This is a genomic window from Halopenitus sp. POP-27 (genome assembly GCF_029889855.1).
GTDB lineage: Archaea > Halobacteriota > Halobacteria > Halobacteriales > Haloferacaceae > Halopenitus > Halopenitus malekzadehii.
In genome coordinates, this window is the sequence record NZ_JARANU010000012.1 from 40,268 (window position 1) to 66,455 (window position 26,188).

Genomic DNA, 26,188 nt, shown 5'->3' on the forward strand with positions numbered 1-26,188 from the left:
ACACCGGCCCGACCCGAAACCACACCGGCCCGACCCGAAGGGATTACACCGTGGCCGGGTCTTCCCGGGATATGGAGGTCCTGCTGGTCGGACGGTGGCTTCTCACGGTCGCGGTCCTCGCGGTGCTTGCGACCCCGATCGCGAGGCGGCTGTTTCGGTGGACGCCCGGCCGTGGCATCGGGCTCGCGCCGATCCTCGCGGTCGCCATCCTCACGACCATTGGCTATTGGGTCGGTCGGGTCAGCTTCGGCGTCGAGGCCCTTGCCGCCGGACTCCTCGTCCTCGGCGTCGGCTCGTTGGGTGCGACGATCGACCTCGAGGCGGCTCGGCGGGGATCGCTCGCGCTTTCGGCCGATGCGTTCCCGTCCGACCGGCGAGCAGCCGGATCTGCGATCGTCGTGTTTCTCTGTGCGTTCGCGCTCGTTCTGCTCATCCGTGCTGCGGACCCGGCGGTCGTCGCCGTCGGCGGGGAGAAGTTCCTCGACTACAGCCTGCTGCGGAGCCTGCTCAGGGCCGAGACGCTGCCGCCGCTTGACCCCTGGTTCGCCGGCGAGACGGTGAACTACTACTACGGCGGTCATCTCGCCGTCGCGCTCGTGACGATGCTCTCGGGAGTGGCGCCCGCGTACGCGTACAACCTCGCGCTGGCGACCGTCTACGCCTGTCTGATCGCCGCCGTCTTCGAGCTCGCCCGCGGGATCGCCGCGGACCGGATCGACGCCGACCCGGCAACCGATCGGAACACCGACGGTCCGGAGGCAACCGACCGGATCGCCACCGGTGCCGGCGTCGCCGCGGCCGTGGCCGTCGGGCTGGCAAGCAATCTCGCCACGGTGCGGTCGCTGCTCGCACGCGTTGCTTCGGGAGCGACCGCCGAGGCGGAGCCGTTCCACTACTGGGACGCGAGCCGGGTCATCGAGGGAACGATAAACGAGTTCCCGTTCTTCGCGTTCCTCAACGGCGACCTTCACGCACACATGATGGGCGCACCGTTCCTCGTGTTCGGGGCGGCGCTCGCCTACGCCTATTGGCGGACCCCCGAATCGGCGCTGCGCCGTCGCCGACTGCTCGTCTTCGGCGCGATCCCCGTCCTCGGCGGGACCATCGCGGTGGTTCACACCTGGGACCTGGCGACGCTTTTCGGCGTCCTCTGGCTGGCCGTGACGTTCGCGCCCGCCCGCCCGCTCACGCTGTTTCCGGTCGGCGACGTCCTGCCGACCGGCGATGGTCCACCGATCGGCGACGTCTCCCCGGATGGCGCCGAATCCGGCGTCGGTGTTGGGCTCCCTCGGTCAGTTCTCCGGACCGAGGTCGAACGAACCGGCGGCGCGATCGCGGTGACGGTGGTCGCAGCCGGGATCGCCGGAGTCCTCGCCGCACCGTTCCTGCTCGGCGCGAGCAGCGGCCAGGAGCCGGCGCTCGTTCCTCCCGATCAGCGATCGGGACTCGGGGGGCTGCTCACGGTCCACGGCGCGTTTCTCGCGGCGTTTCTCGCGTTCCTCGTCGGCCGCCTGATCGGCGCTGGGGCGGCGGCGCGAACGAGGGTGTTGACGGCCGGTGACGCTCCCTCGCGGTTGGCCGGGTGCGGCCCGCTCCTCGTCGGGGTCGTCGCGGTCGCGGCGATCGGCCTCCTCATCGGCGTTCCCGCGATCGCGGTCGTCGCACCACTGCTCGTTCTCGGCTGGGTCGCGCTGCGGGCTGACCGCGGTGCGAGCTTCGAAACGGTCCTGATCGTCGGCGGCGCCGGGCTCGTCGGGCTCGTCGAGATCGTCCATCTGGCCGAACAGGCCGGACCGGGACGGCTCAACACCGTGTTCAAGACGTACTTTCAGGTCTGGACGCTGTGGGGGATCGCCGCCGGCGTCGTCCTTGCGGACCTCTGGGCGGGCGGGATCGCCGGGGTCGAGCGCGTCCGGAAGGCGGGCGAGCGCGAGGGACGCAGCCGCGAAACGAGCGTCCGCCGGACGGCGTCCGCGATCCTGCCCCGGGGGCGTACCCTCGCGCGCGTTCTCGTCGCCCTGCTCGTCGTCTCGACGCTTCCGTACGCCGCGCTCGCGCTCGACGCACACTTCGACCGGCACGACGTCGGGACCCTCGACGCGACCGCCTTCGTCGCCACCGAACACCCAGAGGAAGCACCGGCGATCGCGTGGCTCGATGAGCACGCGACGCGCGAGGACGTGCTGTTGGAGGCACCTGGAACGACGCGGTCGCCGGAGGGCCTCGCGCGAGCGGCCGAACCCGGGATGTACACCTGGCGGGCGAATCCGGCCTCCTCGTTGACCGGGATTCCGACCGTCGCCGGGTGGGACCACGAGGTCGGTTACCGCGGCGTCGAGCCCTACGAGCGCCGCGTTGCGGTCGTCGACCGGGCGTATGCCGGGACGACGGTCGAGCGCGTCCGAACGCTCGACGCCTACAATGTGACCTACGTGTGGGTTGGGCCAACGGAGCGCGAGCGGTACGGGGAGGACGTCGCGTTCGACCACCTCGAGGGCGTCTCGGTCGCCACCGAGACCGATCGCGTGACGGTCTACCGGGTCGATCAGGACGCGTTGCCGGGGTGAACCGGCAGGGAAGTCCGCGGGAGTGACGTGTATCCACCGCGCCGTCACCATTCGGACACCGATCGACTTCGAACCGTTCAACCCGGCGCGGCGGATCGGGATCGGTATGGGAACCAGACGGGAGACGCGCGAGGCGCAGGCCCGCGAGGTGATCGACCGGCTCGAGGAGGAGTACCCCGACTCGACGATCTCGCTCCGATATTCGAACCGGCTCGAGCTGTTGATCGCGGTCGTGTTGTCGGCGCAGTGTACCGACGAACGCGTCAACACGGTCTGTGCGGACCTCTTCGAGAAGTACGAGACGGCCGAGGACTACGCGGCCGCCGACCAGGAGGAACTGGCCGAGGACATCTCCTCGATCACCTACTACAACAACAAGGCGAAATACATCCGGTCGGCCGCACGGGACATCATCGAGAAGCACGACGGCGAGGTTCCCGACACGATGGACGAGCTGACGGAGCTGGCCGGCGTCGGCCGGAAAACGGCCAACGTCGTCCTTCAACACGGTCACGACGTCGTCGAGGGAATCGTCGTCGATACCCACGTTCAGCGCCTCTCCAGACGGCTCGGGCTGACCGAGGAAACGTCCCCGAAGCGGATCGAGGCGGACCTGACCGGGATCGTTCCGCAAGCGAAGTGGCAGGAGTTCACACACTTGTTCATCGACCACGGACGAGCGACCTGCACCGCGCGGAACCCGGACTGTGGGGACTGCGTGCTCGAGGGCGTCTGTCCGTCCTCGAAGGCGGATCACGACGTCGATCTGGCCAGCGGCGAATCCTGGGAGTAACGATCACGCCACGACGTCGGTCGGACGATCCCGACACCGGCTTACAGTAAGTGTAGGTTCAGCAGCCGGTAGAGCCCGGTGAGCCACGCGAGGATCCACAGGATCGTGTAGCCGAACACGCCGACGCGAAGTCGCGTTCGCCAGTGGCCCATGTCCTCGTGTAGCTCGTCGATGTCGACGTCCTGGTCGGGGTCCTGATAGAGGTCGGCGTTTCGCTTCGCCCGGAGGATGTGGACGATGCCGGTGAGCGCGAAGGTCAACAGCGCGTACGCCTGGACCCCGAAGAAGGCGTGCACGACGGCAGTTCCCGACAGCTGGTTGAACAGTCGAGGGATCATCCAGCCGACCATCGGGACCGTGGTCAACACGAGCCCGACGCCGACGAACTTCAAGTGGTAGACGAGAAGCTCCCACGTGACGATCTCGGCGTCGATCATCACCCACGCGCCGTAGAGGAAACACGGGAGGCTCGCCGTGACCGTGATGGCGACCGCGATCGCCACGAGTGACTCCTCGACCATACCGTTCGTTCGACGTACGGCGCGTAAAGGTTCCCGATCCGCCGACGGCGACCGCGTCACGATCGATCCCCATCGTTGCTGCGATCGGCATTGACGACGCGGGTCCCGTCCGTTTCGAGGGGTCGATCGACGCCTGGGACGAAAGCGGTAACATCCCCGGCGACCGTACCGATCGACGATGACGGAGCCTGCCGGTCCGATCGACGAGGGACCCGACGAGAGCTCGTCCGCGGACCCGGAGACCCACGCGGACGGGACGACCCTCCGTGAGGAGGTCGAACGGAAGTACGACTTCGACAACTTCGGGCCGGCGGATATGGCGAAGATGACCGTCGAGGAGTGGGAGGCGGCCTTCGACCCCGAGACGTGGATCACCGGTAGCGAACTGCTCGACCGCGTCGAGGCCGAACTCAAAAACCGGATCGCGAGCCGCGACGTCTTCGCGACGTTTGAGCGGGACGTCGTGGACGGATCCGAACGCCTCGTTGTCTACTCCGATGAGGGTTACGCGGTCGTCTCCGAATCCGGCGACGTGCGGGGGCGGGGGACGGTGCTTCGCGACCTCGAGCCGATCGTCGCGCTCTGCTCGATGGACGACTATGACGTTCCTGAGCCGCCGGCGAACTGGGCGCTTCCGGACCCCGAGGACGTCTCGGAGGGCTCGAACGAGCTCGGGAACCTGATGATGCAGGTCGTCGCGGGTGTCCAGTTGGTCGCCGGATTCGCCCTGTTGGGCGCGTGGATATTTGCCGGCGTCGAAACGCTCGTGGCGCCCGCACTGGGAGTTCTCTTTCTGCTCGGGTCACTGTTCTTCTTCTCGACGGTCGCGAACGCCCGACTCTCGGACCGATTCCGGTCGGCGGAGTACCGTGATCGACTCCGCGCGCTGCAGGCAGCGCGAACCCGACCCGACGTGCCGCCGGCCGCGGACGATGCGGAGACCGACGACGCCGGGACCGACGAGGCGGTGGTCGACGAGGCGGTGGTCGACGACGCGTCGGCCGGTGACGAATCGGTTGGCGACTCGATGACCACGAGTGGAACGGCCGCTGATACGAACGGGAGCGACGCCGCCGATCCGGGCGAGAACGCCCGATGAACCGCCGAACACGCGCTCCAGCCGATCGACGATAGTCGGTGGGTTTAAGCGCGCGCCGATCCGACTCGGATCCGTATGAAACGGCGGGAGTTTATGCGTACGGCCGGCGGGTCAGCGGCCGCGGTCGCCGCCACGAGCGCGGCGGCCGGCACGGCCGCGGCCCAGGAGGTGCGACCCGTGTGGCCCTCCGAGGTCGAGGGGAACGTGAACAGCTACACGGACGCCCGCGGACAGGACGAGGTAACGATCTCGGTCGGCGCGGGCGACGGCCTCGCGTTCGACCCCACGAAGGTCTGGGTCGACCCCGGAACCACCATCGTCTGGGAGTGGACGGGTAACGGCGGCGACCACAACGTCCACGCGGTCGACGGCCCCGCCTCCTTCGAAACCGAGATCACCGGCGAGGAAGGGTTCACCTTCGAGTACGAAACCTCCGAGGAGGACGCCGGCATCACCCACTACCAATGTGACCCACACGCCCAGGTCGGTATGCACGGTGGCCTCGCCGTCGGCGAGGACATCGAAACCGAGGAGGTCGGTGGAGCGAACACGGGCTGGCCGGAGAACGTCCACGACATCGGCGTGCCGCTGCACGCACACTGGGTCGGGCTGATCACCGCTGTCGGCATCACGTTGACGTGTATCTTCACGTTCTACGTACTCAAGTACGGTGAGTCCGCACACACGGGACACGGTGACCGATAATGAGCTCGAGTGAATCCTCCTACGGCGACATTCACCGATACGAACCGGCACGCGAGAGCACCGCGGCCGCGATCGCGATCGTCCTCTTGACGATCATCGAGGTCGTGTTCGTGTTCCTGTTCGTCTACGGGTTGATGTTCGGCTGGGCGACGACCGAAACTGGGAACATGTTCCTCGGTGCCCTGCTCGCGCTGGTGTTCATCGACCTCGCGTTCATCCTCGCGCTGTATCGAAAGGAGTTCCTCCCGGACGTGATGGTCGTCAAGAAGCGCCGGCGGAAGTGGGAGGACCTGTACGTGCGTGAGGAGGATATGGAGGGCGAATCCTTCGCGGACCCGGAGGACGCCTGGGAAACGGTGAAACGCGCCGTCTACCCCTACTACAAGCGGTAACTACGAACAATGAGCCTCGAAAAGAAAGACGAATTCGACCACGACGCCTGGCTCAAACGGAAGGACCTGACTGCGGTTGAGACGGTCTTTCTGACCACGTTGATCTGGATCGACAAACGGCTCCGGATCGTGGATTATCTGGAGCTGCTGGAGACGCTGTATTACCGGATCAACCTCCAGATGCCGAAGAGCCACACCGAGCAGTACGACCTCGACAACAAGTTCTGGTACTGGTACCCCCTCTACTCGCTGGGGTCATTGTCCGTCATCGCGTACCTCGTGGCCGCAGTCTCGGGCGCGCTGTTGGGCTTTTATTACTCCCCATCGACCGCCGGCGCCGCAGCGACCGGCGATCCGACGGCCGCGTGGCTATCCATCGAGATGATCATCAAGGACCTCCAGTTCGGGTTTATGCTGCGGTCGATCCACCGCTGGGCGGCGCAGTTCATGATGGCGGCCGTCTTCCTCCATATGCTCCGGGTCTACTTCACCGGGGCGTATAAGGAACCGCGCGAGGGCAACTGGATCCTCGGCGTCATTCTCATCCTGTTGACGCTGCTGTTCGGATACTCCGGATACGTCCTCCCCTGGAAGCAGCTGTCCTTCTGGGCGGCACAGATCGGCGTCGAGATGGCGCTTGCGACCCCGATCGTCGGGGAGTGGGCGGCACAGCTTATGTTCGGCGGGTTCACCCTCGGACAGGCGACGCTCGTTCGGATGTACATACTGCACGTGTTCCTGTTGCCCTTCGTGGTAACGGCGCTCATCGCCTTGCACATCGGCATCGTGTGGGTACAGGGCATCGCGGAGCCACACTAGTCCAGACCAATGACCACCCAGCACACATCCACAGACCGAACCGACGACACCGATCGCAAACCGATGACCGACGGCGGCACCGACGATGCGGCACGAACCGACGGCGGCCCGCCGGCGACGATTCCGCCGGACGACGAGACGCCGACGTGGAGCGAGCGGAAGGAACGGAGTCAGGGCCTCTCACGGCTGACCTACGAGTACTTCGAGCGGGCGCGCCGTGAGGATCAGGACCTCCGACAGGAGTCGACGTACGTCGAACGCGACGTGCTCGGGTTCCCGGCCTGGCCCCACGAAACGATCCGCAACCTGGCCATCACCAGCTTCTTCGTCGGGATCATCATCCTCATCTCGGCGACGATCCCGATGTACTTCGAGAATCCGGCCAACCCCAGTTCGACGCCGTCGATCATCCTCCCGGACTGGTACCTCTACTGGTCGTTCGGCCTGCTGAAGCTCAACCCGATCAATCCGGAGCTGTCGGTTCTGGGCGGCAACCTCGTGGTCTCCCACGAGTTCTACGGCGTGCTCGCACACGGCCTCATCATCGGCGTGGTCGCGCTCGTGCCGTTCCTCAACAAGGGGAACGCACGTCGCCCCGTCGAGCAGCCGTTCTGGTCCGCCGTCGGCGTGATGGGCGTTCTGTTGTCCATCACGCTGGCCGCGCTGGCGATCCAGAACTTCTTCCCCTTCGAGCTGGAGCTGCTGTTCAGTATGTCGTTCCTTCTGCCCGCCCTCGGCGGCGCCGTCACCTACGCCGTCCTGAAGACGATGCGGGAGGGCTATATGTACGACCTGAACAAGCGGTACTACCGGCTTCGGCCGCCGAAGTAACGTTTCTCCGGGCCCGTCCCCGATCGACTTCGAACCACCTGCGGGGGAGCAGGCCTGCCGTATCCGCACCATCACCGATGACTGTCATAAACCACGATTCCGCCGACGCATCGGATGCCGATCCACGCAGCGATCGATACCGAACCGACGGCGGTGGTCCCGACGACGACCGGCCCGAGAGCGGCCGGGACGTGGATTCGACAGGTGATGCCGTTCCGAAAGCTGATCGGGAGCCGGAGACCGCTCCCGAGCCAACGGGACCGACGCAGGGACCTGGCGGCCGCGAGATCGTCGTCCCGTTGCGGTTGTACAAAACCGTCATCGTGTTCTCGACCCTGATCGCGATCGTCACGTTCGTCGGCGGATTCGTGCTCATCGATGCCGCAACGCTACAGGTGAGCCTCCTCCGGTCGGCGGTGACGAGCCTTCTCCGGGGCATCGGGATCACGCCGGACCCCGACGTGCTCACCGCGGTATTGGCGCTTGCCGGGCTGGCGTCGATCGTGTTCGGTTCGACCGTCTACGTCTATGGAACCCGGTTCCGGGCGCAGGGAATGGGAAAGTCTCAAGAGGACTCCGACGAAGGATGAACCAATGGCCGACGAGTTCATCAAAGGACTGGCTCTGTCGATGGTCGGCGCCCTCGGGTGGTTCATTTTCGGCGGCTGGTATCGAACCCCCGGCTACTACGTCATCGAACAGTTGACCGCGGCAGCACCCGAACCGAGCAACGTCTATCACGCGGTCGGCATCTTCGCCGGCGACGTCTCCTACTGGTTGATGCTGCTCGGTCCGTTCGTGTACTGGGTCGTGATCCCCGCATTGCGGGAACTCGGTCGAAGCGCCACCGAATCAGCGAACTGACGCATCTGCGTTTCTCTTTTTCGCCCGGTTGGTACGTCGAGCCACTCGTCTGTACCGAGATCGGTGGTTCCGTCTGTCGGGTGCAGAACGGAAACACCGAACCGCCAGCCGGATTGCTGGACGCGTGACGGTCGTGAGTGCCCTCGTGGCTCCGGGACTCACGAACGGGACGAGGACGCAGAAAGCGATCGGAGACGACACGTTCCGTCGGCAGTGCGGAGGTGGGACAGCCGTGAGCGATCGAGCGCCGAGCGGACGGCGCGGCGGCCGGGCACCACGACGAGGTCAAACGAGCGCTCGAAACGGCTCAGGCGAAGAGCCCGGACCAGAACGTCGCATCGAGCGCGACCAGCGAGTAATACAGCGCAAAGACGATGACGATCGGGACGATCGCGATCGAACTCTTCGGCCGTTCGATCTCGAGTTCGTTACGTGCCTCGACGTTACGCGCCTCGAACTCGAAGGCGTCGGTGAGAAGCACCGTCGCAGCAACCATCGAGATGATCGCGCCGCCGGTCGGCTGGACGAGGGTAAACAGGAAGCTCACCAACACGAGACCGATCGTCGTGAAGACGTGTGGGAAATACCGGTCGACGCTGTCGCCGTCGGCCGCCTGTTCGACGTGTTTGGTGTGCGCTCGACGGCGCGTCGCGACGTTGGCCAGCGACAACACGAGGATGGCGAACGGAAGCGCCGGTCCCACGACGGCGAGCCAGTCCAGGGGAACGAGGAACTGCAGTGGGTCCATACACGTACCTGGGAACACGACTCATTAGAGTTTTTCCAATCGGGCGCGGTTTCGATGTCGTTTCGTGGTCGAGGAGACGGTGGGTTCGACGTCACGTCGGGGTCGGCGTCACTTCGGGGCCGACGATCGACGGTGAAGTGGTGACACGACCGACGCGTGGTCGACGACCGAGATCTCGATCGGCGCGTGTGCCGGAACGGGCCCCCGGTCGTTCCCGTCGACGACGATCGAGACGGGTTCATCGTCGCGTTCGACGGAGAGCGTCACCGAGTCGGGAAGGACCACGGTGTCAGTGTGGGTGGTAAACGGCGCGATCGGAACGACGACCAGACCCGTGCCCGGGCGCACGACCGGGCCGCCGGCAGCGCGAGCGTATCCGGTACTCCCAGCCGGCGTCGCGACCGTGACGGCGTCCGCACGAAACGTTTGCAGCGTTTCGCCGCCGTGTGTGACCCCGTACTCGGAGATCCGTGCCGGTTCACTCGTGAGGAGGGTGACGTCCAGCAGGGCCAGGTCGCGCCGGTCGCCGTCCACCGTCACCGCGACGATCGGATGATCGATGACGCGCGAGCGGTCGATATGGGCAGGGTGGTCGGCGTCGGACGAGGTATCGACGGGCGACGGTCGATCGGTTTCGGGTGCGGAGAGAAGGGCCTGAATCGCCACCTCGGCGTCCTCGAACGCGACGGCATAGTACGCGTCGGGGACGCCGACGACGAGTATGGGGACCGTCGAGTCCCCCCGGGCGGCGTCCCGAAAGGCGTCCTCGCCGACGGCGACGACGAGGTCGGCCGCGGCGGGTTCGACGACCGATCCGCCGAGCCGGCGGACGGTTTCAGGCAGCCCCCGATCCGCCCCGACGATCGCCACCTCTCGACCCGTTCGGCTCATACCACCGGTTGGGAGAGGCGGCGGCAAAAACCCCCCGACACGGTCGGGCGGCTCGACGTGCTCGCGGGGAGGGAGCGCCGGCAGCCCCGTCCGGGATACGATCGCTTTTCCCGGTCGCGGCAAACCGTGTGTTCGAATGTCGACGCTGTATTTCGAGGACCTCGAGAACGGGGCCGAACGCGATCTGGGAACGTACACGGTCCCCCGATCGGAGATGGTCGAGTTCGCACGGCAGTACGACCCACAGCCGATTCACGTCGACGAGGCCGTCGCCGAGGAGACGATCTACGACGGGCTGATCGCCAGCGGCTGGTACACCGCCGGCGTCTGTATGCGACTGCTCGTCGACGGCTTCCTGAACGAGACCGCGAGCATCGGGTCGTTCGGGCTCGAGGAGCTCCGCTGGCGGACGCCCGTCCGCGCCGGCGACACGATCCACGCGTACCACCGGATCGCCGAGAAGACCCCCTCGAGCTCGCGGGACGATCGCGGTTACATCGAGAACGAGGTCCGGGCGGAAAACGACGACGGCGAGGAGGTCGTCTTCTGGCAGGCGACGAACATCTTCGCGCGGAAACCGTCGGACGGCTAACGACGAGCCGATCGACGGCGGTCGGCCCGTGTCCGTCAGTACGTATACGAATAGACGTGGTTCAACAGGAGGTACGTGATGACCCCAAGCACCAGCGAGAGGAGCCACGACCCGGCGGCGATCCGACCGACGCGGGCGTGTGGGGTCTCGGTGCGGAGCTCACGCTCGGAGTGTGTGAGCCCCAACACGATGGCGTAGAGGACGATCGGAACCGCGAGTATCGATAGTAGGATGTGGACCGCAAGCATCACGAAGTAGGCATAGGTGACGAGCTCGGGGCCCTCGAAATGCTTCGTGCCGCCGCCGGCGACTCGGGGGACGTAGATCCCGAGGAACGTCACGATCAGGACGAAGGAGGTCCCCATCGCCGCTCGGTGTTTCTCGACGTCGCCGGTTCGGATGAAGTACCACCCGAGCGCCAGCGTCACGATCGTGACCGAGTTCACCACGGCGATCGCGTGGGTGAGGAGGTCGATCGTCGATCGTGAGAGGTCCGGGAACAGTGCCTGAAACGACGGGACGAGAAAGACGCCGAGGACGACGCCGTACCCGACGACGGAGAGGATCCCGGTGAGGGCTGCCGGGTGGCGCTTCGCCCACTGACGGAGACCGTCGGCTACCATACGTGGTGGTTGGGACACGCGCGTAATGCGTCCTTTGGTTCCCAGCCCGCGGGGGATTTGGTTCCCGGCCGGAGGGAGGGGTCGTCGACGTCGAGGATTCGCGCGCGTGGGTTGTGTCCGCCGTTCGCGTCCGGACTAGATCACGTCGGTCGCGGTCGCGACCTCGATCGCCGCCGCCTCGGTAATTCCCCCGGCGAGGATCGTGTAGCGGTCGCGGATCTCGTGGGCGGTGGTGAGCGCCCGGATCAGCTCCTCGTCGTCGATGCCGAGCCCGGCCGCCGTCGTCGGCGCGTCGATGCTCGCGAGCGCGTCGCGGATGGACCGCCATTCCCCGTCCTCGCCGCTGTGGAGATACTCAGTCAGGATCGAGCCGACGCCGACCTGGTGGCCGTGGAGCGCCTTGCCGGGGGCGATCCGGTCGAGCTGGTGGGAGATGAGGTGTTCGGCGCCCGAGGCCGGCCGCGAGGACCCGGCGATCGACATCGCGACGCCCGAGGAGACGAGTGCCTTCGCGACGAGCCAGGAGGACTCCTCGAGACCCGGTTTGATCGAGTCGGCGCTCGCGACGAGCAGCTCGGCGGTCATCTCCGAGAGCGCGCCCGCGTATTCGGAGTATTCGACGTTCCGCAGCCGGCGCGCGAGCCGCCAGTCCTTGACCGCGGTGTAGTTGGAGATGATGTCCGCACAGCCGGCGGTGGTCAGTTCCCAGGGGGCGTCGGCGAGGAGTTCGGTGTCCGCCACGACCGCAAGCGGCGGGTCGGCCGCCACCGAGTGGCGCGTGTCACCCTCGGGGATCGACGACCGGCCGGAGACGATGCCGTCGTGGGAGGCCGCGGTCGGCACCGAGACGAACCCGACGCCGAGCCGATGGGCGGCCATCTTCGCGGTGTCGATCGGCTTGCCGCCGCCGAGCGCGACGAGATAGCCGGGATCGACCGCCTCGGCGACGTCGACGACCTCCTCGACGGCCGAGAAGGAGGCGTCGTCCACGACGGCCGTCTCGGGATCCGTCAGCTGTGCGCGGACCCGGTCGCCGGCCAACTCGTTCGGTGTCGGGCTCGTGACGACGAGCGGTCGGCCGGTGAGATACAGGTCCTCGAGGGCCGCACCGAGGTCCGCGAGGACGCCGTGGCCGAGCAACACGTTCCGCGGAAGCGTGATCCACGTCGACTTCTCGAACATACCGGACGTCTCACGGCCGAGTCCAAAGGCGTTGCCGCTTCGGTGTGGGTCGTCGACGGTGGAAGGCGGTCGACGGAACGGCCCTCCGCGAGGCTCACGCGATCGCCGCGTACACGAACGATCCGGCGTCGTACAGGAAGTAGACCCCGAAGCCGGCCAGCACGACCGCCGAAAGGGCGGCGATGACCGGAGCGAACCTCTCGATCCGGCGCTCCGCGAGGACGATCGATGCCGGGAAGCCGGCGATCCAGACGCCGATCCCGGCGAAGAAGCCGACGATGAGCGCCGGCGAGCCGGTGGCCACGACGAACGTCCCCGCCAGGTCGGCGCCGACGAGCGGGACCCACGAGAGGACGTCGAGCGTGCCCGGGCGCAGCAGTCCGACTCCGACGGTGAGCCAGAAGAGGACCTGATACGGGTTCGTCAACGCGAGCACGAACGCCTTGCGAAAGCCCTTGCTCTTCTCGGCGACGGCGCGCGAGCCGCTGCCCGGCCGGAAGGACGCCCGAACGCCGTTCGCGGCGCCGTAGGCGAAATAGAGCATCAGGACGCCCCCGATTCCCACCATCGTAGCCCGCAGCGCGGGTCGCGACTCGACCATCGAGACGACGCCGAGGTACGCGAGGACGAAGAAGACGGCGTCGGCGCTCGCCGCACCCAGTCCCGCGACGAGCCCCGCGAGCCAGCCGCGCCAGGCGGCCTCCTCGGCGATGATCGCGTTCATCGGGCCGGGCGGCGCCGCAAGCGCCAGCCCGAACACCACGCCCGCCAGGAGACTCACGAGGCCGTTCACGGCGAATGGGACGCCGGCTGCCGTGAAAAGTTCGACGATGGCGGCCGGTCGGCCGCGCGCCAGCCGCCGACGGTGACCGCTGTCGAACGATGAACCGTCACGTCTTATTGGGCCCGTCGCGTCGATCCGGCAATGACCGTTCCCTGCGTCGGCGTGGATCGCGAGCGCGGCGAGGCCGTTCGCCGCCGGTTGGCGGAGGCGGACGCGCTCGCGGGCGAGTACGATATTGACGTCGATGACGGCACGATCTACCTGCCGGTGACCGATCGAGACGCCGTTCCGGAGCCGCTGCGTGAGTCGGTCGTGGATCGGGACCCGGAGCCGCGGGAAACGCCGACGACGCCGGCGGACCTGCTCGGGTATGACCCCTCGATCGAGCGGCTCGGCGACGTGGTCATCGTCGACGAGGCGGACGCCGACCGTGCCGCCGAGATCGCCGAGGCGGTGATGAACTCGGACGTTCCCTGCGAGACGGTGGTAAACCGTGCCTCGCCGATCGAGGGCGAACTCCGGGTCCGCCGGTGGGACGTCCTCACCGGGGACGGGACCGAGACGGTCCACCGGGAGTACGGCCACGAGTTCCTGCTCGACATCGCCGAGGTCTACTTCTCCCCGCGGCTGGCGACCGAACGGCACCGCGTCGTCGAGCAGGTGGAGCCGGACGAACACGCGTTCGATATGTTCGCCGGTGTCGGGCCCTACGCGGTCCCGATGGCCGATGCCGGCGCCGCGGTCGTCGCCTGCGACCTGAACGAGCGTGCGATCGAGTACCTCCGGGAAAACGCGCGACGAAACGGCGTCGATGACCGGATCACCGCCATCCACGGCGACGTCCGCGAGGTCGGGGACGACTGGGCCGGCTGGGCCGATCGGATCGTGATGAACCTCCCGCACTCGGCCGACGAGTTCCTCGAGACGGCGGTGGCGATCGCCGGCGACGACTGCGTGATCCACTACTATGACATTCAACACGAGGACGACCCCTTCGGCCCCGGTCGAACCGCGATCGAGCGTGCGGCCGGCGACGCCTACGACGTGACCGTCGAGACGGAGCGAGTCGTTCGGTCGTACGCGCCCCACGAACTGAACGTCTGTCTCGACGTCCGGCTCACGAGCCGGTGAGCCGGAGCATCGTTGCAGCCACGGCGTGTGGGACGTGCTCTCCCGCGCCGTCGTGGTGCGGTTTCGGAAGTCTTATTTCCTTCATCCGGGTAGACGGGAGTGCACGCGCCGGAGTAGCTCAGCTGGCAGAGCGATTCCTTCGTAAGGAATAGGTCGAGGGTTCAAATCCCTCCTCCGGCTTGCAGTCGCCGCAACGTCGTAATTCGCTAGTTCTGTTTGCTTTAACCAGGGTTTTTTCCTGTCGTACTAGCGTTGGAGAAAGGTGTAATCCCGCTGTGAGGGGAATACACATACGCCTGTATAGTCCCAGTTCACGGTTCTAGATGATCGTACTCGTGGTAGGCGTACTCGCCCTTCTGAACCACCCAGTACTTCGAGTCCGCTTCGAGGATGAGGTCTCACTTAAGCCTGCCTCGAGTAGCTTCTGTGTCCAATCCGGAGCGATTCTCTTCCCATCTACGATGTCCGCAAGGGCGTCAGCTGTACGCCAGGGTGCTCGACGACCAGCTTGTGGGTGCGGTGGATCTATCCTCTCGTGAAGCGGACTGAAGAGCGGCGGGACTGAGAACGAGATACATCGAGGCTACCAACAAACAAAAAATGACCTCGATCGAGTGGTTGAACCGGAGTCTCTTCTCGTGTTGATAACCTTTAGTAATTAGTAAGCATTTTCAACGAGTACCACGAAGTACCGCTTGCAAAGGGTGCGCCACGCATCACCACCACCCCACCTTGCCTCGCCGCTGTAACGGCGAGTAAGCCAGCTCCTGTGAGGGAGCTAAATCCCAGACTATCCATCCTTTCACTGCAAATGAGTAGTGCCACCAGCGATTAGCTGGCGGCCTTTTTCAGTTCACGTATGACCACGCGATGAGTCCGGCGAGGGCGAACCCCGCTCCGACCATCACGGCGCCTCCGTGAACGAGCCATGCTCCTGCAAGAACTGCAAACCCTGGTGCTGTAACACCGGGTAGAAGCGAAATCCCAGACATAAATCCATCCTCTGCGTGGTGTTTCATCCACACAGATCGCCGGTCTACGCCGACTTGCGATCGCTTTGACACGACCGCTATTACCGGAAAAACGAGGAGAAAGCCCCGTGCTTTAGCGCGGGGATGAATCCGACAAACCCTACGCAACCGACATTATCAAGTAGCCCGGCGTCGTATCGTGCGGTAAGACAACTCGCGTAAACTCTCAATCGGAAGAACCGGGGTCGCTTCCCGCTGATACGGACGGTTCCACGCCCACCACCGGCAAACCCGGTGGGGAGTACGTGGTTGAGATTCGTTCGCCGTCCTCACAGTACCCCTACCCGTCACTGGAGACGGTCGGCAACGACCGCGCAAACGAGGGGGCGACAGCATACCAAAACACGCCCCGTTCGCGGTTGCACTCCGCCCTTGTCGGCGGAGTACGGTCGATGGCACGACCCGTGTCCGCCCACTGTCCAAAGGTGGGTGGTTGCCCGGTATTCGGACGCCTCGGTGCGATGGGCGGTATCGGGTACGGCACAAGCGGATACCGCGTCCACCTCGGACGCCGAATACGCCATACCCTCGTTTCGGGGGCCGACGTGTAGCGCACGAACCCGGTACTCATCCGCCGTGGATGGGGAAGTTGCCTTCGGGGTAGCGTCGGACGGCCCGACGCCCCACGAAGGAATCCTCGCGCTTCAGCGCGGGGAGGATGTCAATGGACTGGACGTAATATGTTAAAAAGGGCCGTCATTCGATAGATCTTGACCGAGAGATGGTTCGGATGGATCGTTTTCGATCATCCGTCATAGGCCCGTCTCAAGCCTGTGCTGACGCCGCTCAACCTTTTAGTACTGGAATCCGGAGTTGATCGACGACCTCCGTGAGCAGGCCGTCGTCGATCGCGTCGCGGTCGCCGACGGCCTCGGACAGCTCCTCGCCGACGAGTCGCTGATCCAGATGCCGGCAGGAACAGCGGTGCTCGATGACGCAGCCTGAGCTCGACACGCGATCACCCGTCGATGCCGTCCGGACGCAGCACGGCAGGTTTATACACCGTAATGTGGTACCAGTACACATATGTCGACGACCGATGTCCACCTGTACTGGGCGACCGGCTGTACCAGCTGTCTGCGGGCCAAGGAGTTTCTGGAGCGAAACGACGTCCCGTTCGTCTCCCACAACGTGGTGCAAAGCGACGAGTCGAACGCGGACCCCGCCGATCCAGGTCGGATCGGGGTGCAGGGTGCGGATCCGGCGATGATCGACGAGATGGCCGAGTTGGGACTTCCGGATCACGTGCCCATCGTGCGGGTCGACGACGACCACGCCGACGCGAAGGACCTGCAGGCGGTCGCGGACCTCGTGGGAATCGACCACGCGGCCGACCCGCTTCCGGTCGAGGAGCTGTACGACCGGCTGGGGACCATTCTCGAGGCGACTCAGGAGTACCTACAGCTGATCCCGGAGTCGGAACTCGACACCGACATCCCGAACCGGCCGCGGAGTTACGCGGAACTCGTTCGACACGTCTTCGCGCTGCCGGACGTCTTTTTGATGCGTGAAGCCGGGACGCCGATGGATAGCGTGCCGCGGATGGAACACGACTGGGACCCGAACTCGACGGTCGCGCTCGCGACGTACGGCGCCTCCGTGCAGGGGCGATTCGACGATTGGTTCGCGGCGGCTGCGGACACGACGGACTGGTCGGCGACGGTCTCCGTCTTCTGGGGACAGCCCACGAGACACGAGTTCTTCGAGCGAACGGTCTGGCACGCCGGCCAGCACACGCGACAGCTCGAGTGGATCCTCGAACACGAACTCGGCGAGGACATCGATCCGATCGACTCCGCCGTGTGGGAGGGCCTGCCGATGCCCGAAAAGGTCTGGAACGAGTGATCGGCGGCGTCGCCGGACGCCGGCCGGGGTGAGAAGTTGTGTGGGCGATGGCGACGCTGGGTGTCGTGTTCGTGTGTTCGGTCAGTCGTCGCCATCCTCATCGTGATCATCGCCACTGTCGTCGTCACTATCGCCGTCACCATCGTCGTCCGCCGGGGATTCGCCGCCGACCGTGTTACCCTCGATCGTGACCTCGCCGCCGCCGAGAACCTGGGCGGTCGTAGCGTCGATATCGCTTCCGACGTCGTTCTCGCTGATCGTAAGGCCGCTGTTGAGCGCTCCGATCGTCGCCAGAACGTCGTCGCTCACGTCGTTCTCGCTGACCGTCACGTCACCGTTCGTCGTTCCGTCCACGGTCACGTCCACGGAGCCGTCGACTTCGGACCCCTCGACGGTGATATCGCCGTTGCTGTTCCCAGCGATAGCGACCTCAATGTCACCGCTCACGTCGACGTCCTCGATCGACAGGTCGTCGTTCAAGTTTCCGTCGATCACGATCCGGAGATCCCCGTTCACCGTCGTCTCGGACAGCTTGACGCTGTGGGCGTTCGATCCGATCCGGATCTCGGTATCGCCCCCGAACGTCGACGATTCAACCGAGACATCGCCGTTGAGGTTGCGCCCGGCCTCGATCGTCGTCGGGCCGCCGAACGAGGTTGACTCAATATCGACCGACTGCACGTTGTTCTGAACCAAGACGGTCGTCACGCCGCCGATGTCGCTTTCTGAGACGGCGAACGTGCGATGACCGTTTGCCGTGAGGTCGAAGTCACCGGCGATCGTGGTCTCCTCTAGTCCGACTCGATACTGGTTTGCGTCGATCTCGATCGAACATTCGAAGAACTCCTCCTCGACTATGAACTCCCGGTCGCCGATACGGTCGTCATCACTCGGGGTACAGACCGGACCGCCGGTGGCACAGTCGATGGAGATCGGTCGGGTGAGTTCGACGCTGCCGAAGGACCCCTCGGCGGTGATAGCGATCACGACCGTCCCGCTCGACTGCGGGCCACAGACGATGCGGCCGTGGACGTCAGCGGATTCGCCGGGGGCTAGCGAGTCCGGCGTTCCGGCGATCCGTACCCGATTGAACCCGCCATCGTCGGCGACCTGCACCGAGAGGGACTCTATGTCGGTGTCGAACCGGTTCGTGAGAGTAGCAAGCACGACCTCCTGGTTGGTTCGGATCGACCGGTCTTCGATATCGATGCCGAGCAGGGCGGACTCGTCGCTCGCCGCGTCGATCTCGCCGATCCGGTCGGCGGTCACGGCGGAGAAGGCGCCGGTTCCGAACACGATGGCCGAGAGGCTGGTGACGATCACCAGGAGACTCAGCCATTTGACCAGTGTTGGCATTGGTTGAACTTTTTCGGGGATCGCCCGAAATTATGTAACCCCGTTTACACTACACGATCATACAAACGGCCCCGATCGGCTTGAGCGTATCGGTCGGAACGACACGTGGCTGTAGCGCCCGACGATCGGGACGAAACGGTCAAGACACGACGCACGAGGATCGACGTGGAGGGACGGACGCTCAGAGGACCCCGATCGCGATGATCCAGAGGTTCCAGATCGTCACGAGAACACCCAGTGTGCAGAGCCCGAGGGGAATCCCGGTGTTGTGGGGTCGCGGGACGCAGACCCACAGGGCGAAAAAGTACGCGATCAGAAGCACCTTGATCGGGGCGATCGACCACAACCCGAGGGACCGAACGATTCGAACCCCGACGGGGCTCGCCTCGACCACGGTGGGGAGATACAACCCGATCAACGTCGTGAGGACGTCCCCGGCCCCGAAGAAGGCGAGCGCGCCGCCCCACCACCACGGCGTCATCCCGGTGAGAACGTCGATCGATCTCGGCGACGCGGTCGTTCGGGGCGTCGGCGTCGCTTCCGACAGCCGATCGTCGGTCCGTGTTCGGGGACCCGAAGCATCCCCCGTCATACGCGAACATATATATTGTAGCTATAATTAATTAATTGAAGTATTCGGAGGGGTTACAGGTAAACGGTGCGACGGGACACGCCAGCAGTTCGGGGGAACACCTTCATCCGCGACGAACGCGTATCGAACACCGAAACGCCGCCCGTGAGATAGATGAACCCGACACGCCTCCTGACCGGTCTCCTCACGATCATTGCCGTGCTCATCGCCGTCTCGATACTGGCGGGTGCGGTCCTCGGGCAGCCGATCGGCATCAGTTACGTGGAAACCGGCAGCATGTCGCCGACGCTGGAGCCCGGGGACGGGTTCATCGCCGTTCCGACGGCGGTGGCGGGGCCGATCGAACCCGGCGACGTGATCGTCTTCGACGCGGTCAACATCCACGACGGGGGGCTCGTGACACACCGGGTGGTCGGCGAGACCGAGTCGGGATACATCACCCGCGGCGACGCGAACCCGGTCACCGACCAGGACGGCGAGGAACCGCCGGTCGATCCGGGGCGGGTCGAAGCGACGGCGCTTCAGGTCGGCGGCGACGTCGTCGTGATCCCGGGCTTCGGCACCGTGGTTTCGGGCGCAAGCGGACTGATCGAGTCCCTGCAGCAGTTCCTGGCGTCCACGCTCGGAACGCGAGCGCTCCTGGGTACCCAGGGCGCCGCCTATCTCGTGTTCGGCTTCGGCGTGGTCACCTACGTGCTCGCCTCGCTGGCGGAGACGGCCGGGTCACGGCGCCGCGATCGACGGACCTCACGGTGGTCGGGGTACGTCACTCCACAGACCGTTATTGGGGCGATGGCGGTCGTGTTGATCCTCGCGGTGACCGCCAGTATGGTCGTTCCCGCCGGCGTCCACACCTTCCAGTTCGTGAGCTCCGAGGTCGCCTCCGGGAACCCGAGCGTCATTCAACAGGGAACGGCGTCGAACGTCACCTACGTCGTGCCCTCGAACGGACCGATCCCGGTCGTGGGGGTGATCGAGCCGGCAAGTAGCGGGGTGTCGGTGTCCCCGCAAACCGTCACCGTTCCCGGCGGCGAGACGGCGAACGTCACCGTCACGATCCAGGCGCCGCCCGAAACCGGCGTGTACACCGAATCCATTCGTGAACACCGATACCTCGCGCTGCTCCCGACCGGCGTCATTCTGACGCTGTACGCCGTTCACCCCTGGCTCCCGATCGTGGTCACCGACGTCCTCCTCGGGGTCGGATTCATCGTGGTCGCGGTCGCGCTGATCGGGATCGACCCGATCCGACTCGACCGACGACGGCGAGCCCCGCTCCGCGTCCGGATCCGCCGCTGGTTCAAGTGAGCGGGGGCCTCACCGACGGGAGACCTACCGACGGGAGACTATCGACCGGAGTCCCACCGACGGGAGTACCGATCGGAGTCCCGCCGGTCGGAGTCCCACCGGTGGTCCGACCGCCGTCGCCATCACTGACTCCCCGAGAGCCCGACCCAGGAGTCGATCTGTGTGGGATCGGCGGCGTGATAGTAGATCAGGTCGTCGTCGACGACGCTGTAGGTCTCCAGGTCGGGATCGTAGATGACGCGTTTGTTCGTGTCGATCGCGACGTCGACGAGGTCCTCGAGGGTCGTGATGTAGATGTACTGCTTGTCGGAGTCCGCCGGGAACTCCCCGGTCGAGATCCACTCGTCGTACTTCGATCGGACGATCTCCATCTCCAGCTCGTGCACGTCCTGTCCCCGGACGTTCCAGACGATGAGTCCCGTCCCCACCAGGATGAGGACGACCCCGATCCCGAGACCGCCGTAGACCGTCGACATATCGGGTGATAGCTGGCGCGTTCCTCGCTGTCTCGTTCGACTCTCGGTCGTCGTCGCCGAGAGGTCGCCGTCGAGCCAGTAGGCGTCGTTGCCGACCTCGAAGGGAACCGTCCCGGAGAGCGATCCCTCGTAGGTTTCCCCGCCCTGGGCCGGGGCGGCGTAGGTCGTCTCCAGCCGAAGCTCCGTCGAGACGCTGCCCACGCCGGCCATCGCGCTCTCGTAGGCGGTCACCCGCTCGACGACGTCGGGAACGTCGACCGACGCCGTCGTCTCGTGTGTGCCGTCGGATATCGACGCCTCCTCGGCGATCACCGTCTCCTCGCGTTCCCACACCACGTCGTCGTTGAACGTTCCCCGATGAACGAGGACGAGCCGGTGGGTGAGGTCGACGGTGCGGTCGTCCGGAACGCTCGTCTCGACCGTGAGGTCGAGTTCCGGCGTCGAGTTGGTGAAGTACACCGGCTTGTTCTCGATCGTCTCTCCCTCCGCGTACAGCGGCGTCTCTCCGGTGACCGTCGCGGCGTGGGTAACCGTCACGCCGAACTCCTGCACGTCGTACTCCTCGGGTGGAAGGTCCTCGACCGGCGGGTTGGTGTAGGCGTATCCCGCGCCGCCGACGGCGAGCAGTCCAGCAAGGACGAGCGCGATACCGAGTATCCCGCCGTATATCGCGAGCTCACGTTTGATCCGGGCGGTCGTGGACATCGTTAGGTGCCGTCGCGGGGAAGCGGTCGACCGGTGGCGGTCGACGTGTTGGGTGCCCCGAACCGTCTCCCGATCGTCGTGGGTGGTTCCACGACGCGTCGATCGGCGGTTCGATTCGAACGACCGATGGCCATCCGCATCACTGTTCAGGCGGTGACCCGCGAGTCTCTTAACAGTTTGTGGTGCCGGCTCGTTCGGACCGGTGGCCGGTCCCGCGCGTTTCGAGTACCCGCGATCGGAACCAGTGGTTCACATGTTTCACTGAACATGGTGAAATGACCGGAGGCAAAACCACCGTCGGCCGATATCGACCGTTCCATCCCGGCGACGCGTTCCGTCCACCGATCAGCTTATGGTTCTGCCTCGTAACCTCTCGGCCGATGCGCGAAATATTCACGATGTGGCGCGACACACGGATGATCATGCTCGTCGCCGTGGTCGCGGCGGTGTACGCGGCGGTGCTCATCCCGTTTCAGGCCTTTCAGATCATTCCCGGCATCACCAGCATCAGGCCGGCGAACGTCTTCCCGGTCATCTTCGGGATCATGTTCGGCCCCGCGGCGGCGTGGGGATCGGCGATCGGCAACCTGATCGGCGACATCTTCGGCGGCACCTTCGGTCCCGGGAGCGTCGGCGGGTTCGTCGGAAACTTCACGTTCGGCCTGGTCGGTTACAAGCTGTGGGGGAACCTCTCCCCGCTGTCCTCGCGAGTGGAACCCGACTTCCGCGAGAACGCCGGCGTCCAGCTGGCCGAATACGTTGTTATCGCGGTCGCCGCCTCCGCGGCGTGTGCAGTCATCATCGCGTGGGTCGTGGACCTTCTGGGGCTGGTTCCCTTCGCCGTCCTGGGTCCGACGATCCTGATCAACAACTCGATCGCGGCGGTCGTGCTCGGCCCGCCGCTGTTGTACCTGACGTACCCGCGGCTCAAGGAGATGGGTCTGCTCTATCCCGATCTGCTCCGCGCTGAGGACCTCTCGAGCGCCGGTTCGAACCTGAACCCCATCGCGGCGTGGGGACTGGTCGTGGTTCCGCTGGTCTGGCTCGGTGTCGGGTTCTTCCTCAGCACCGGCGCCGGCGCCGGCCTCACGAGCGTCACCGCACTCGGGGCCGTCGGCATCGTGATCCTTGCCGCCTGCGCGGTCATCGTCGGCGAGCGCCTCTCGTCGATCGTCGGTCGCGTCTGATTCGGACGCCATCGAGAGCCCGATCACCACGAGTCGAAACAGCTACCCGGGCGGCCTCGTTTTGGACAGATATCCAATGACGGACGAGGAAGACGGTATCGCGGCCCGACTCCGAAACGTCGTCTTCTCCTACGATCGGGACGAGACGCTGCCCAACCCCGAGACCCTCGAGACCACCGACGTCGATCCCGACGATCGCGAGGGGCCCGTCCTCCGGGGCGTCGATCTGGACGTCCCCGCCGGCTCCTTCACCGTCGTGATGGGCGCCTCCGGCGGCGGCAAGTCGACGCTGCTCCGGACGCTCAACGCGATCATCCCGGACTTCATCACCGGTTCCTTCGACGGCGAGGTCGACGTGCTCGAGCGCGACGCCACCGCCACGCGCGTCAGCGAGATGGCCACCGACGTCGGGATGCTCCTCCAGGACTACGAGGCCCAACTGTTCGGCACCAGCGTCGCCGCCGAAGTGGCCTTCGGTCCCGAGAACCTCGCGGTCCCGCCCGCGGAGATCGGCGACCGGATCGACGACACGCTCCGGCTTGCCGGTCTCGAGTCGCTCGACCGCCGACGGGAGCCATCCGGACTGTCGGGCGGCCAGAAACAGCGGCTCGTCTTCGCGGGCGTGGCGGCGATGCACCCGCGACTGCTGGTCCTCGACGAGCCGACGAGCGATCTCGACCCCTCCGGCACCCGCGAGCTGCTCTCGGCGATCGGCTCGCTGGCCGGCGCGAACCTCGACCGAAGTCCCGGTGCCTCCGAGACGGCCGTCGCCGCCGAGGCGGACTGGGACGGCCCCGAGACGATCGTGATGGTGACCCACAAGATCGAGGAGGCGCTGCTCGCCGACCACGCGGTCCTCCTCCAGGGTGGCACCGTCTACCGGGAGGGGCCGGCCCGCGAGGTGTTCACCGACGTCGAATCGCTGCGTGCCTCGCGGGTGGCGATCCCCCCGCTCGTGGAGGCGTTCGATCGCCTCGGCGTGTCGAACGAGGACCTCCCGCTGGTCCCCGAGGAGGTCCCCGCGGCCGCCGACGAGCACGGCTTGCGGTGGACGCCGCCGGGGCGGGTCGATACGGAGCAATCCGAATCCGGTAGTCCGGGAGCCCCGGCCGACACGGGGACGGATCTCGGCGGCCCCGTCTTCGAGCTCGAGGACGTGGTGTACGAGTACGACACCGACCGGGGGCCGGTCCGCGCCGTCGACGGGATCTCGCTGACGGTCCGGGAGGGTGAGGTGCTCGCGCTCGTGGGCCACAACGGATCGGGGAAGACGACGCTGGCGAAACACTTCAACGGGCTCCACGAGCCCGACACCGGCAGCGTCCGGTACGACGGCCGGGAGGTCGCGGACTACTCGATGTCCGGGATCGGCCGCGACGTCGGCTACGTCTTCCAGAACCCCGACCACCAGATCTTCGCGGACACGGTGCGCGAGGAGGTCGCCTTCGGTCCGGAGAACTTCGGGCTCGAGGGCGAGGAGCTCGATCGACGCGTCCGCGAGGCGCTCGAGACCGTCGAGCTCGACGGGCTCGAGGACGCCGACCCGTTCGCGTTCTCGAAGGGCCAGCGCCAGCGGGTCGCGCTCGCGGGCATCCTCGCGACTGATCCCGAGGTGATCGTCTTCGACGAGCCGACGACCGGCCTCGATGCGACCCAGCAGGAGCGATTCATGCAGCTCGTCGCGACACTCAATCGCGAGGAGTCGGTCACCGTCGTGATGGTCACCCACTCGATGGACACGGTCGCGCGGTACGCGCCGCGCACCGCCGTCCTCAAGAACGGGCAGGTCGTCTTCGACGGGAGCACGCGCGAGCTGTTCGCCGACGCCGATATGTTGGCCGACAACGACCTCCAGCCGCCCCACGTCGTCGAGGCCTCCCACGAACTGGCGGCCGCGGCCGGGATCGATGACGCGCTGCCCGCGCTGTCGATCGATGAGCTCGTGGCCGGGTTGGGTACCGAGACAGAGACGAACTCGGAGGCGGATGTGGGTTTGGTGGCGGATGCAGATGCGGACGCGGACGCAGATGCGGACGCGGAGGTGGACCGATGAGCGCGACCTCGCTGTACGTCGACCGCGGGACGTGGATCCACCGGTTGGACGCGCGCAGCACCCTCGCGTTCGTGCTGGCGATCTTCGTCTCGGGGTACATCTTCGACGACCCGCGATTTGCCGCGGTCCCGCTCGTCATCGCCTTCGTCTCCCTGCTCGCCGTCGGCGGGTGGCCCAACTTCAAGCGGCTCTCGCCGATCGTCGCCGCGCTGTTCGTCGTCGGACTGGTCGTCTGGCCGCTGTTCACCGGGCCGGGCGGCCCGACCGTGATCGACGTCGGTCCGCTCGTGCTCTCCGAGCGCGAGCTGCTGTTCGCGCTCGGGCGCTCCGAGCGCATCGCCGTCTTCATCGTCGGCGGGCTGCTGTTCGTGACGACGACGTCGAACGAGGAGATCGTCAGCGGGATGCGCCAGGTCGGGATCCCGTTCGCGTTCTGTTTCGCGGTCGGGACCGCGCTCCGGCTGTTCCCGACGTTCATCGACGCCGCCGGGACGGTCAAACAGGCCCAGGAGGCCCGCGGGCTCGACCTCTCGGACGGCAACCTGATCGAACGGCTCCGCAGCTTCGTTCCCCTGCTCGTGCCGGTGTTTATGACCGCCTTCCGGAACGTCAACACCCAGTCGATGGCGCTCGAGGCCCGGGGCTTCGACACCCGCCGCGACCGGACCTTCTACGGTGCCAGCTCGATGGGTGGCGTCGACTGGGCGGTCACGGTCGCCTCCCTGGTCGTGATCGTCGGCGTCGTCGGGCTACGGCTCGCCGGCTACGGCACCCTTTAAACGCGATCCCCGGATTCGGGGTCCGACTCGGCCGGTTCGTCCGCGGTTTCCTCCCCGGTCGTCGTCTCCTGCGGGAGCTCGTGCCGCCGGGAGAGGTATACCGGGATAACGATCAGGCCGCCGGTCGGGATCAGGATCCCCAGCCAGTATGTCTCGGGGTTCTTCAGCCCGAGTCGGCGGGCATCCAGGTAGACGATCGCCGCGATCGGGATCTGCACGGCGAGGAGGGCGACGAGGATGAGGGGGACGAGGTCGGGCATACCCGGAAAGAGGGGTTCGAGGCTCAAAACGTCGGGCGTCGATCCCGAAGCACC

The 26,188-nt window shown here is 66.0% G+C and carries 27 protein-coding genes and 1 tRNA gene; 18 read left to right on the plus strand and 10 right to left on the minus strand.

Annotated features, from left to right (window positions below; all coding sequences use genetic code 11):
- The first annotated feature begins 71 nt into the window (after window positions 1-71).
- Together OQF70_RS08790 and nth are read left to right on the plus strand one after the other, a co-directional pair.
- Entirely contained in the window at window positions 72-2,567 is a 2,496-nt protein-coding gene (locus OQF70_RS08790) for a DUF2298 domain-containing protein (RefSeq protein ID WP_280537067.1), read from the plus strand.
- A 106-nt stretch (window positions 2,568-2,673) separates the two neighbouring features.
- Entirely contained in the window at window positions 2,674-3,360 is a 687-nt protein-coding gene (nth, locus tag OQF70_RS08795) for an endonuclease III (protein ID WP_280537068.1), read from the plus strand.
- Between the two features lie 41 nt (window positions 3,361-3,401).
- Here nth and OQF70_RS08800 read toward each other — a convergent pair whose 3' ends face one another.
- Entirely contained in the window at window positions 3,402-3,881 is a 480-nt protein-coding gene (locus OQF70_RS08800; protein WP_280537069.1) for a hypothetical protein, read from the minus strand.
- A gap of 178 nt (window positions 3,882-4,059) precedes the next feature.
- Between OQF70_RS08800 and OQF70_RS08805 the strand changes: the two genes are divergently transcribed.
- The 7 genes from OQF70_RS08805 (at window position 4,060) to OQF70_RS08835 (ending at window position 8,591) form a co-directional block, all read left to right on the plus strand.
- On the plus strand, window positions 4,060-4,980 hold the full coding sequence (locus tag OQF70_RS08805) for a hypothetical protein (protein ID WP_280537071.1): 921 nt from the start codon (window positions 4,060-4,062) through the stop codon (window positions 4,978-4,980).
- 75 nt (window positions 4,981-5,055) lie between these two features.
- Entirely contained in the window at window positions 5,056-5,685 is a 630-nt protein-coding gene (locus OQF70_RS08810) for a halocyanin domain-containing protein (RefSeq protein WP_280537073.1), read from the plus strand.
- Window positions 5,685-6,077 (plus strand): hypothetical protein, encoded by a 393-nt coding sequence (locus OQF70_RS08815; RefSeq protein WP_092814000.1) that lies wholly within the window; start codon window positions 5,685-5,687, stop codon window positions 6,075-6,077. Before OQF70_RS08810 ends, OQF70_RS08815 begins: the two co-directional genes overlap by 1 nt.
- Window positions 6,078-6,086: 9 nt before the next feature.
- Complete coding sequence (locus OQF70_RS08820) at window positions 6,087-6,896, plus strand: cytochrome bc complex cytochrome b subunit (RefSeq protein WP_092814002.1); 810 nt, start codon at window positions 6,087-6,089, stop codon at window positions 6,894-6,896.
- A 63-nt stretch (window positions 6,897-6,959) separates the two neighbouring features.
- Complete coding sequence (locus tag OQF70_RS08825; protein WP_280537137.1) at window positions 6,960-7,727, plus strand: cytochrome bc complex cytochrome b subunit; 768 nt, start codon at window positions 6,960-6,962, stop codon at window positions 7,725-7,727.
- 77 nt (window positions 7,728-7,804) lie between these two features.
- Window positions 7,805-8,317, plus strand: a complete 513-nt coding sequence (locus OQF70_RS08830) for a hypothetical protein (protein WP_303651063.1) — start codon at window positions 7,805-7,807, stop codon at window positions 8,315-8,317.
- Between the two features lie 4 nt (window positions 8,318-8,321).
- Window positions 8,322-8,591, plus strand: coding sequence for a hypothetical protein (locus OQF70_RS08835; RefSeq protein WP_280537076.1), 270 nt, complete (start codon window positions 8,322-8,324; stop codon window positions 8,589-8,591).
- A 307-nt stretch (window positions 8,592-8,898) separates the two neighbouring features.
- Here the strand turns inward: OQF70_RS08835 and OQF70_RS08840 are convergent, their stop codons facing one another.
- Complete coding sequence (locus tag OQF70_RS08840; RefSeq protein ID WP_280537077.1) at window positions 8,899-9,339, minus strand: hypothetical protein; 441 nt, start codon at window positions 9,337-9,339, stop codon at window positions 8,899-8,901.
- 108 nt (window positions 9,340-9,447) lie between these two features.
- Window positions 9,448-10,230, minus strand: coding sequence for a hypothetical protein (locus OQF70_RS08845; RefSeq protein WP_280537078.1), 783 nt, complete (start codon window positions 10,228-10,230; stop codon window positions 9,448-9,450).
- A 136-nt stretch (window positions 10,231-10,366) separates the two neighbouring features.
- Here OQF70_RS08845 and OQF70_RS08850 point away from each other — a divergent pair, with 136 nt between their 5' ends.
- Window positions 10,367-10,822: a MaoC family dehydratase gene (locus OQF70_RS08850; protein ID WP_280537079.1), complete on the plus strand. Its 456-nt coding sequence runs from the start codon at window positions 10,367-10,369 to the stop codon at window positions 10,820-10,822.
- 35 nt (window positions 10,823-10,857) lie between these two features.
- On the opposite strand, the gene OQF70_RS08855 is transcribed toward OQF70_RS08850, so the two are convergent.
- The 3 genes from OQF70_RS08855 to OQF70_RS08865 all read right to left on the minus strand — a co-directional run bounded on the left by OQF70_RS08855 (window position 10,858) and on the right by OQF70_RS08865 (window position 13,420).
- Window positions 10,858-11,445 carry a DUF420 domain-containing protein gene (locus tag OQF70_RS08855; protein ID WP_280537080.1) on the minus strand — a complete coding sequence of 196 codons (588 nt, stop codon included), beginning with the start codon at window positions 11,443-11,445 and terminating at the stop codon, window positions 10,858-10,860.
- A gap of 135 nt (window positions 11,446-11,580) precedes the next feature.
- The gene (locus OQF70_RS08860; protein ID WP_280537082.1) at window positions 11,581-12,627 is read right to left on the minus strand and encodes an NAD(P)-dependent glycerol-1-phosphate dehydrogenase; all 1,047 of its coding nucleotides are present in this window, start codon (window positions 12,625-12,627) and stop codon (window positions 11,581-11,583) included.
- 94 nt (window positions 12,628-12,721) lie between these two features.
- Window positions 12,722-13,420 (minus strand): LysE family translocator, encoded by a 699-nt coding sequence (locus OQF70_RS08865; RefSeq protein ID WP_280537083.1) that lies wholly within the window; start codon window positions 13,418-13,420, stop codon window positions 12,722-12,724.
- 132 nt (window positions 13,421-13,552) lie between these two features.
- On the opposite strand from OQF70_RS08865, the gene OQF70_RS08870 reads away from it, so the two are divergent.
- From OQF70_RS08870 to OQF70_RS08885, 4 genes are all read left to right on the plus strand, one after another.
- Entirely contained in the window at window positions 13,553-14,542 is a 990-nt protein-coding gene (locus tag OQF70_RS08870) for a class I SAM-dependent methyltransferase family protein (RefSeq protein ID WP_280537084.1), read from the plus strand.
- 107 nt (window positions 14,543-14,649) lie between these two features.
- Window positions 14,650-14,722, plus strand: a tRNA-Thr gene (locus OQF70_RS08875).
- A gap of 1,664 nt (window positions 14,723-16,386) precedes the next feature.
- Complete coding sequence (locus tag OQF70_RS08880) at window positions 16,387-16,518, plus strand: hypothetical protein (RefSeq protein WP_280537086.1); 132 nt, start codon at window positions 16,387-16,389, stop codon at window positions 16,516-16,518.
- An 81-nt stretch (window positions 16,519-16,599) separates the two neighbouring features.
- Window positions 16,600-17,418, plus strand: a complete 819-nt coding sequence (locus OQF70_RS08885; RefSeq protein WP_092814031.1) for a DinB family protein — start codon at window positions 16,600-16,602, stop codon at window positions 17,416-17,418.
- Between the two features lie 81 nt (window positions 17,419-17,499).
- On the opposite strand, the gene OQF70_RS08890 is transcribed toward OQF70_RS08885, so the two are convergent.
- Both OQF70_RS08890 and OQF70_RS08895 read right to left on the minus strand, forming a co-directional pair.
- Window positions 17,500-18,774, minus strand: a complete 1,275-nt coding sequence (locus tag OQF70_RS08890) for a hypothetical protein (protein ID WP_280537087.1) — start codon at window positions 18,772-18,774, stop codon at window positions 17,500-17,502.
- 181 nt (window positions 18,775-18,955) lie between these two features.
- A complete protein-coding gene (locus tag OQF70_RS08895; protein ID WP_092814035.1) occupies window positions 18,956-19,366 on the minus strand; it encodes a hypothetical protein in 411 nt (136 codons plus the stop codon).
- Between the two features lie 153 nt (window positions 19,367-19,519).
- On the opposite strand from OQF70_RS08895, the gene OQF70_RS08900 reads away from it, so the two are divergent.
- Window positions 19,520-20,674 carry a signal peptidase I gene (locus OQF70_RS08900; RefSeq protein WP_280537089.1) on the plus strand — a complete coding sequence of 385 codons (1,155 nt, stop codon included), beginning with the start codon at window positions 19,520-19,522 and terminating at the stop codon, window positions 20,672-20,674.
- A gap of 122 nt (window positions 20,675-20,796) precedes the next feature.
- Here OQF70_RS08900 and OQF70_RS08905 read toward each other — a convergent pair whose 3' ends face one another.
- The gene (locus OQF70_RS08905) at window positions 20,797-21,855 is read right to left on the minus strand and encodes a DUF5305 domain-containing protein (RefSeq protein WP_280537090.1); all 1,059 of its coding nucleotides are present in this window, start codon (window positions 21,853-21,855) and stop codon (window positions 20,797-20,799) included.
- Window positions 21,856-22,235: 380 nt separating this feature from the next.
- Between OQF70_RS08905 and OQF70_RS08910 the strand changes: the two genes are divergently transcribed.
- The 3 genes from OQF70_RS08910 (at window position 22,236) to OQF70_RS08920 (ending at window position 25,874) form a co-directional block, all read left to right on the plus strand.
- Window positions 22,236-23,042 (plus strand): QueT transporter family protein, encoded by an 807-nt coding sequence (locus OQF70_RS08910; RefSeq protein WP_280537093.1) that lies wholly within the window; start codon window positions 22,236-22,238, stop codon window positions 23,040-23,042.
- Window positions 23,043-23,118: 76 nt separating this feature from the next.
- Entirely contained in the window at window positions 23,119-25,095 is a 1,977-nt protein-coding gene (locus OQF70_RS08915) for an energy-coupling factor transporter ATPase (protein ID WP_280537094.1), read from the plus strand.
- Window positions 25,092-25,874 carry an energy-coupling factor transporter transmembrane component T gene (locus OQF70_RS08920; protein WP_280537095.1) on the plus strand — a complete coding sequence of 261 codons (783 nt, stop codon included), beginning with the start codon at window positions 25,092-25,094 and terminating at the stop codon, window positions 25,872-25,874. Before OQF70_RS08915 ends, OQF70_RS08920 begins: the two co-directional genes overlap by 4 nt.
- On the opposite strand, the gene OQF70_RS08925 is transcribed toward OQF70_RS08920, so the two are convergent.
- Window positions 25,871-26,134, minus strand: coding sequence for a hypothetical protein (locus OQF70_RS08925; protein ID WP_280537096.1), 264 nt, complete (start codon window positions 26,132-26,134; stop codon window positions 25,871-25,873). The two genes, OQF70_RS08920 and OQF70_RS08925, sit on opposite strands and share 4 nt — an antisense overlap.
- Between the last annotated feature and the right edge of the window lie 54 nt (window positions 26,135-26,188).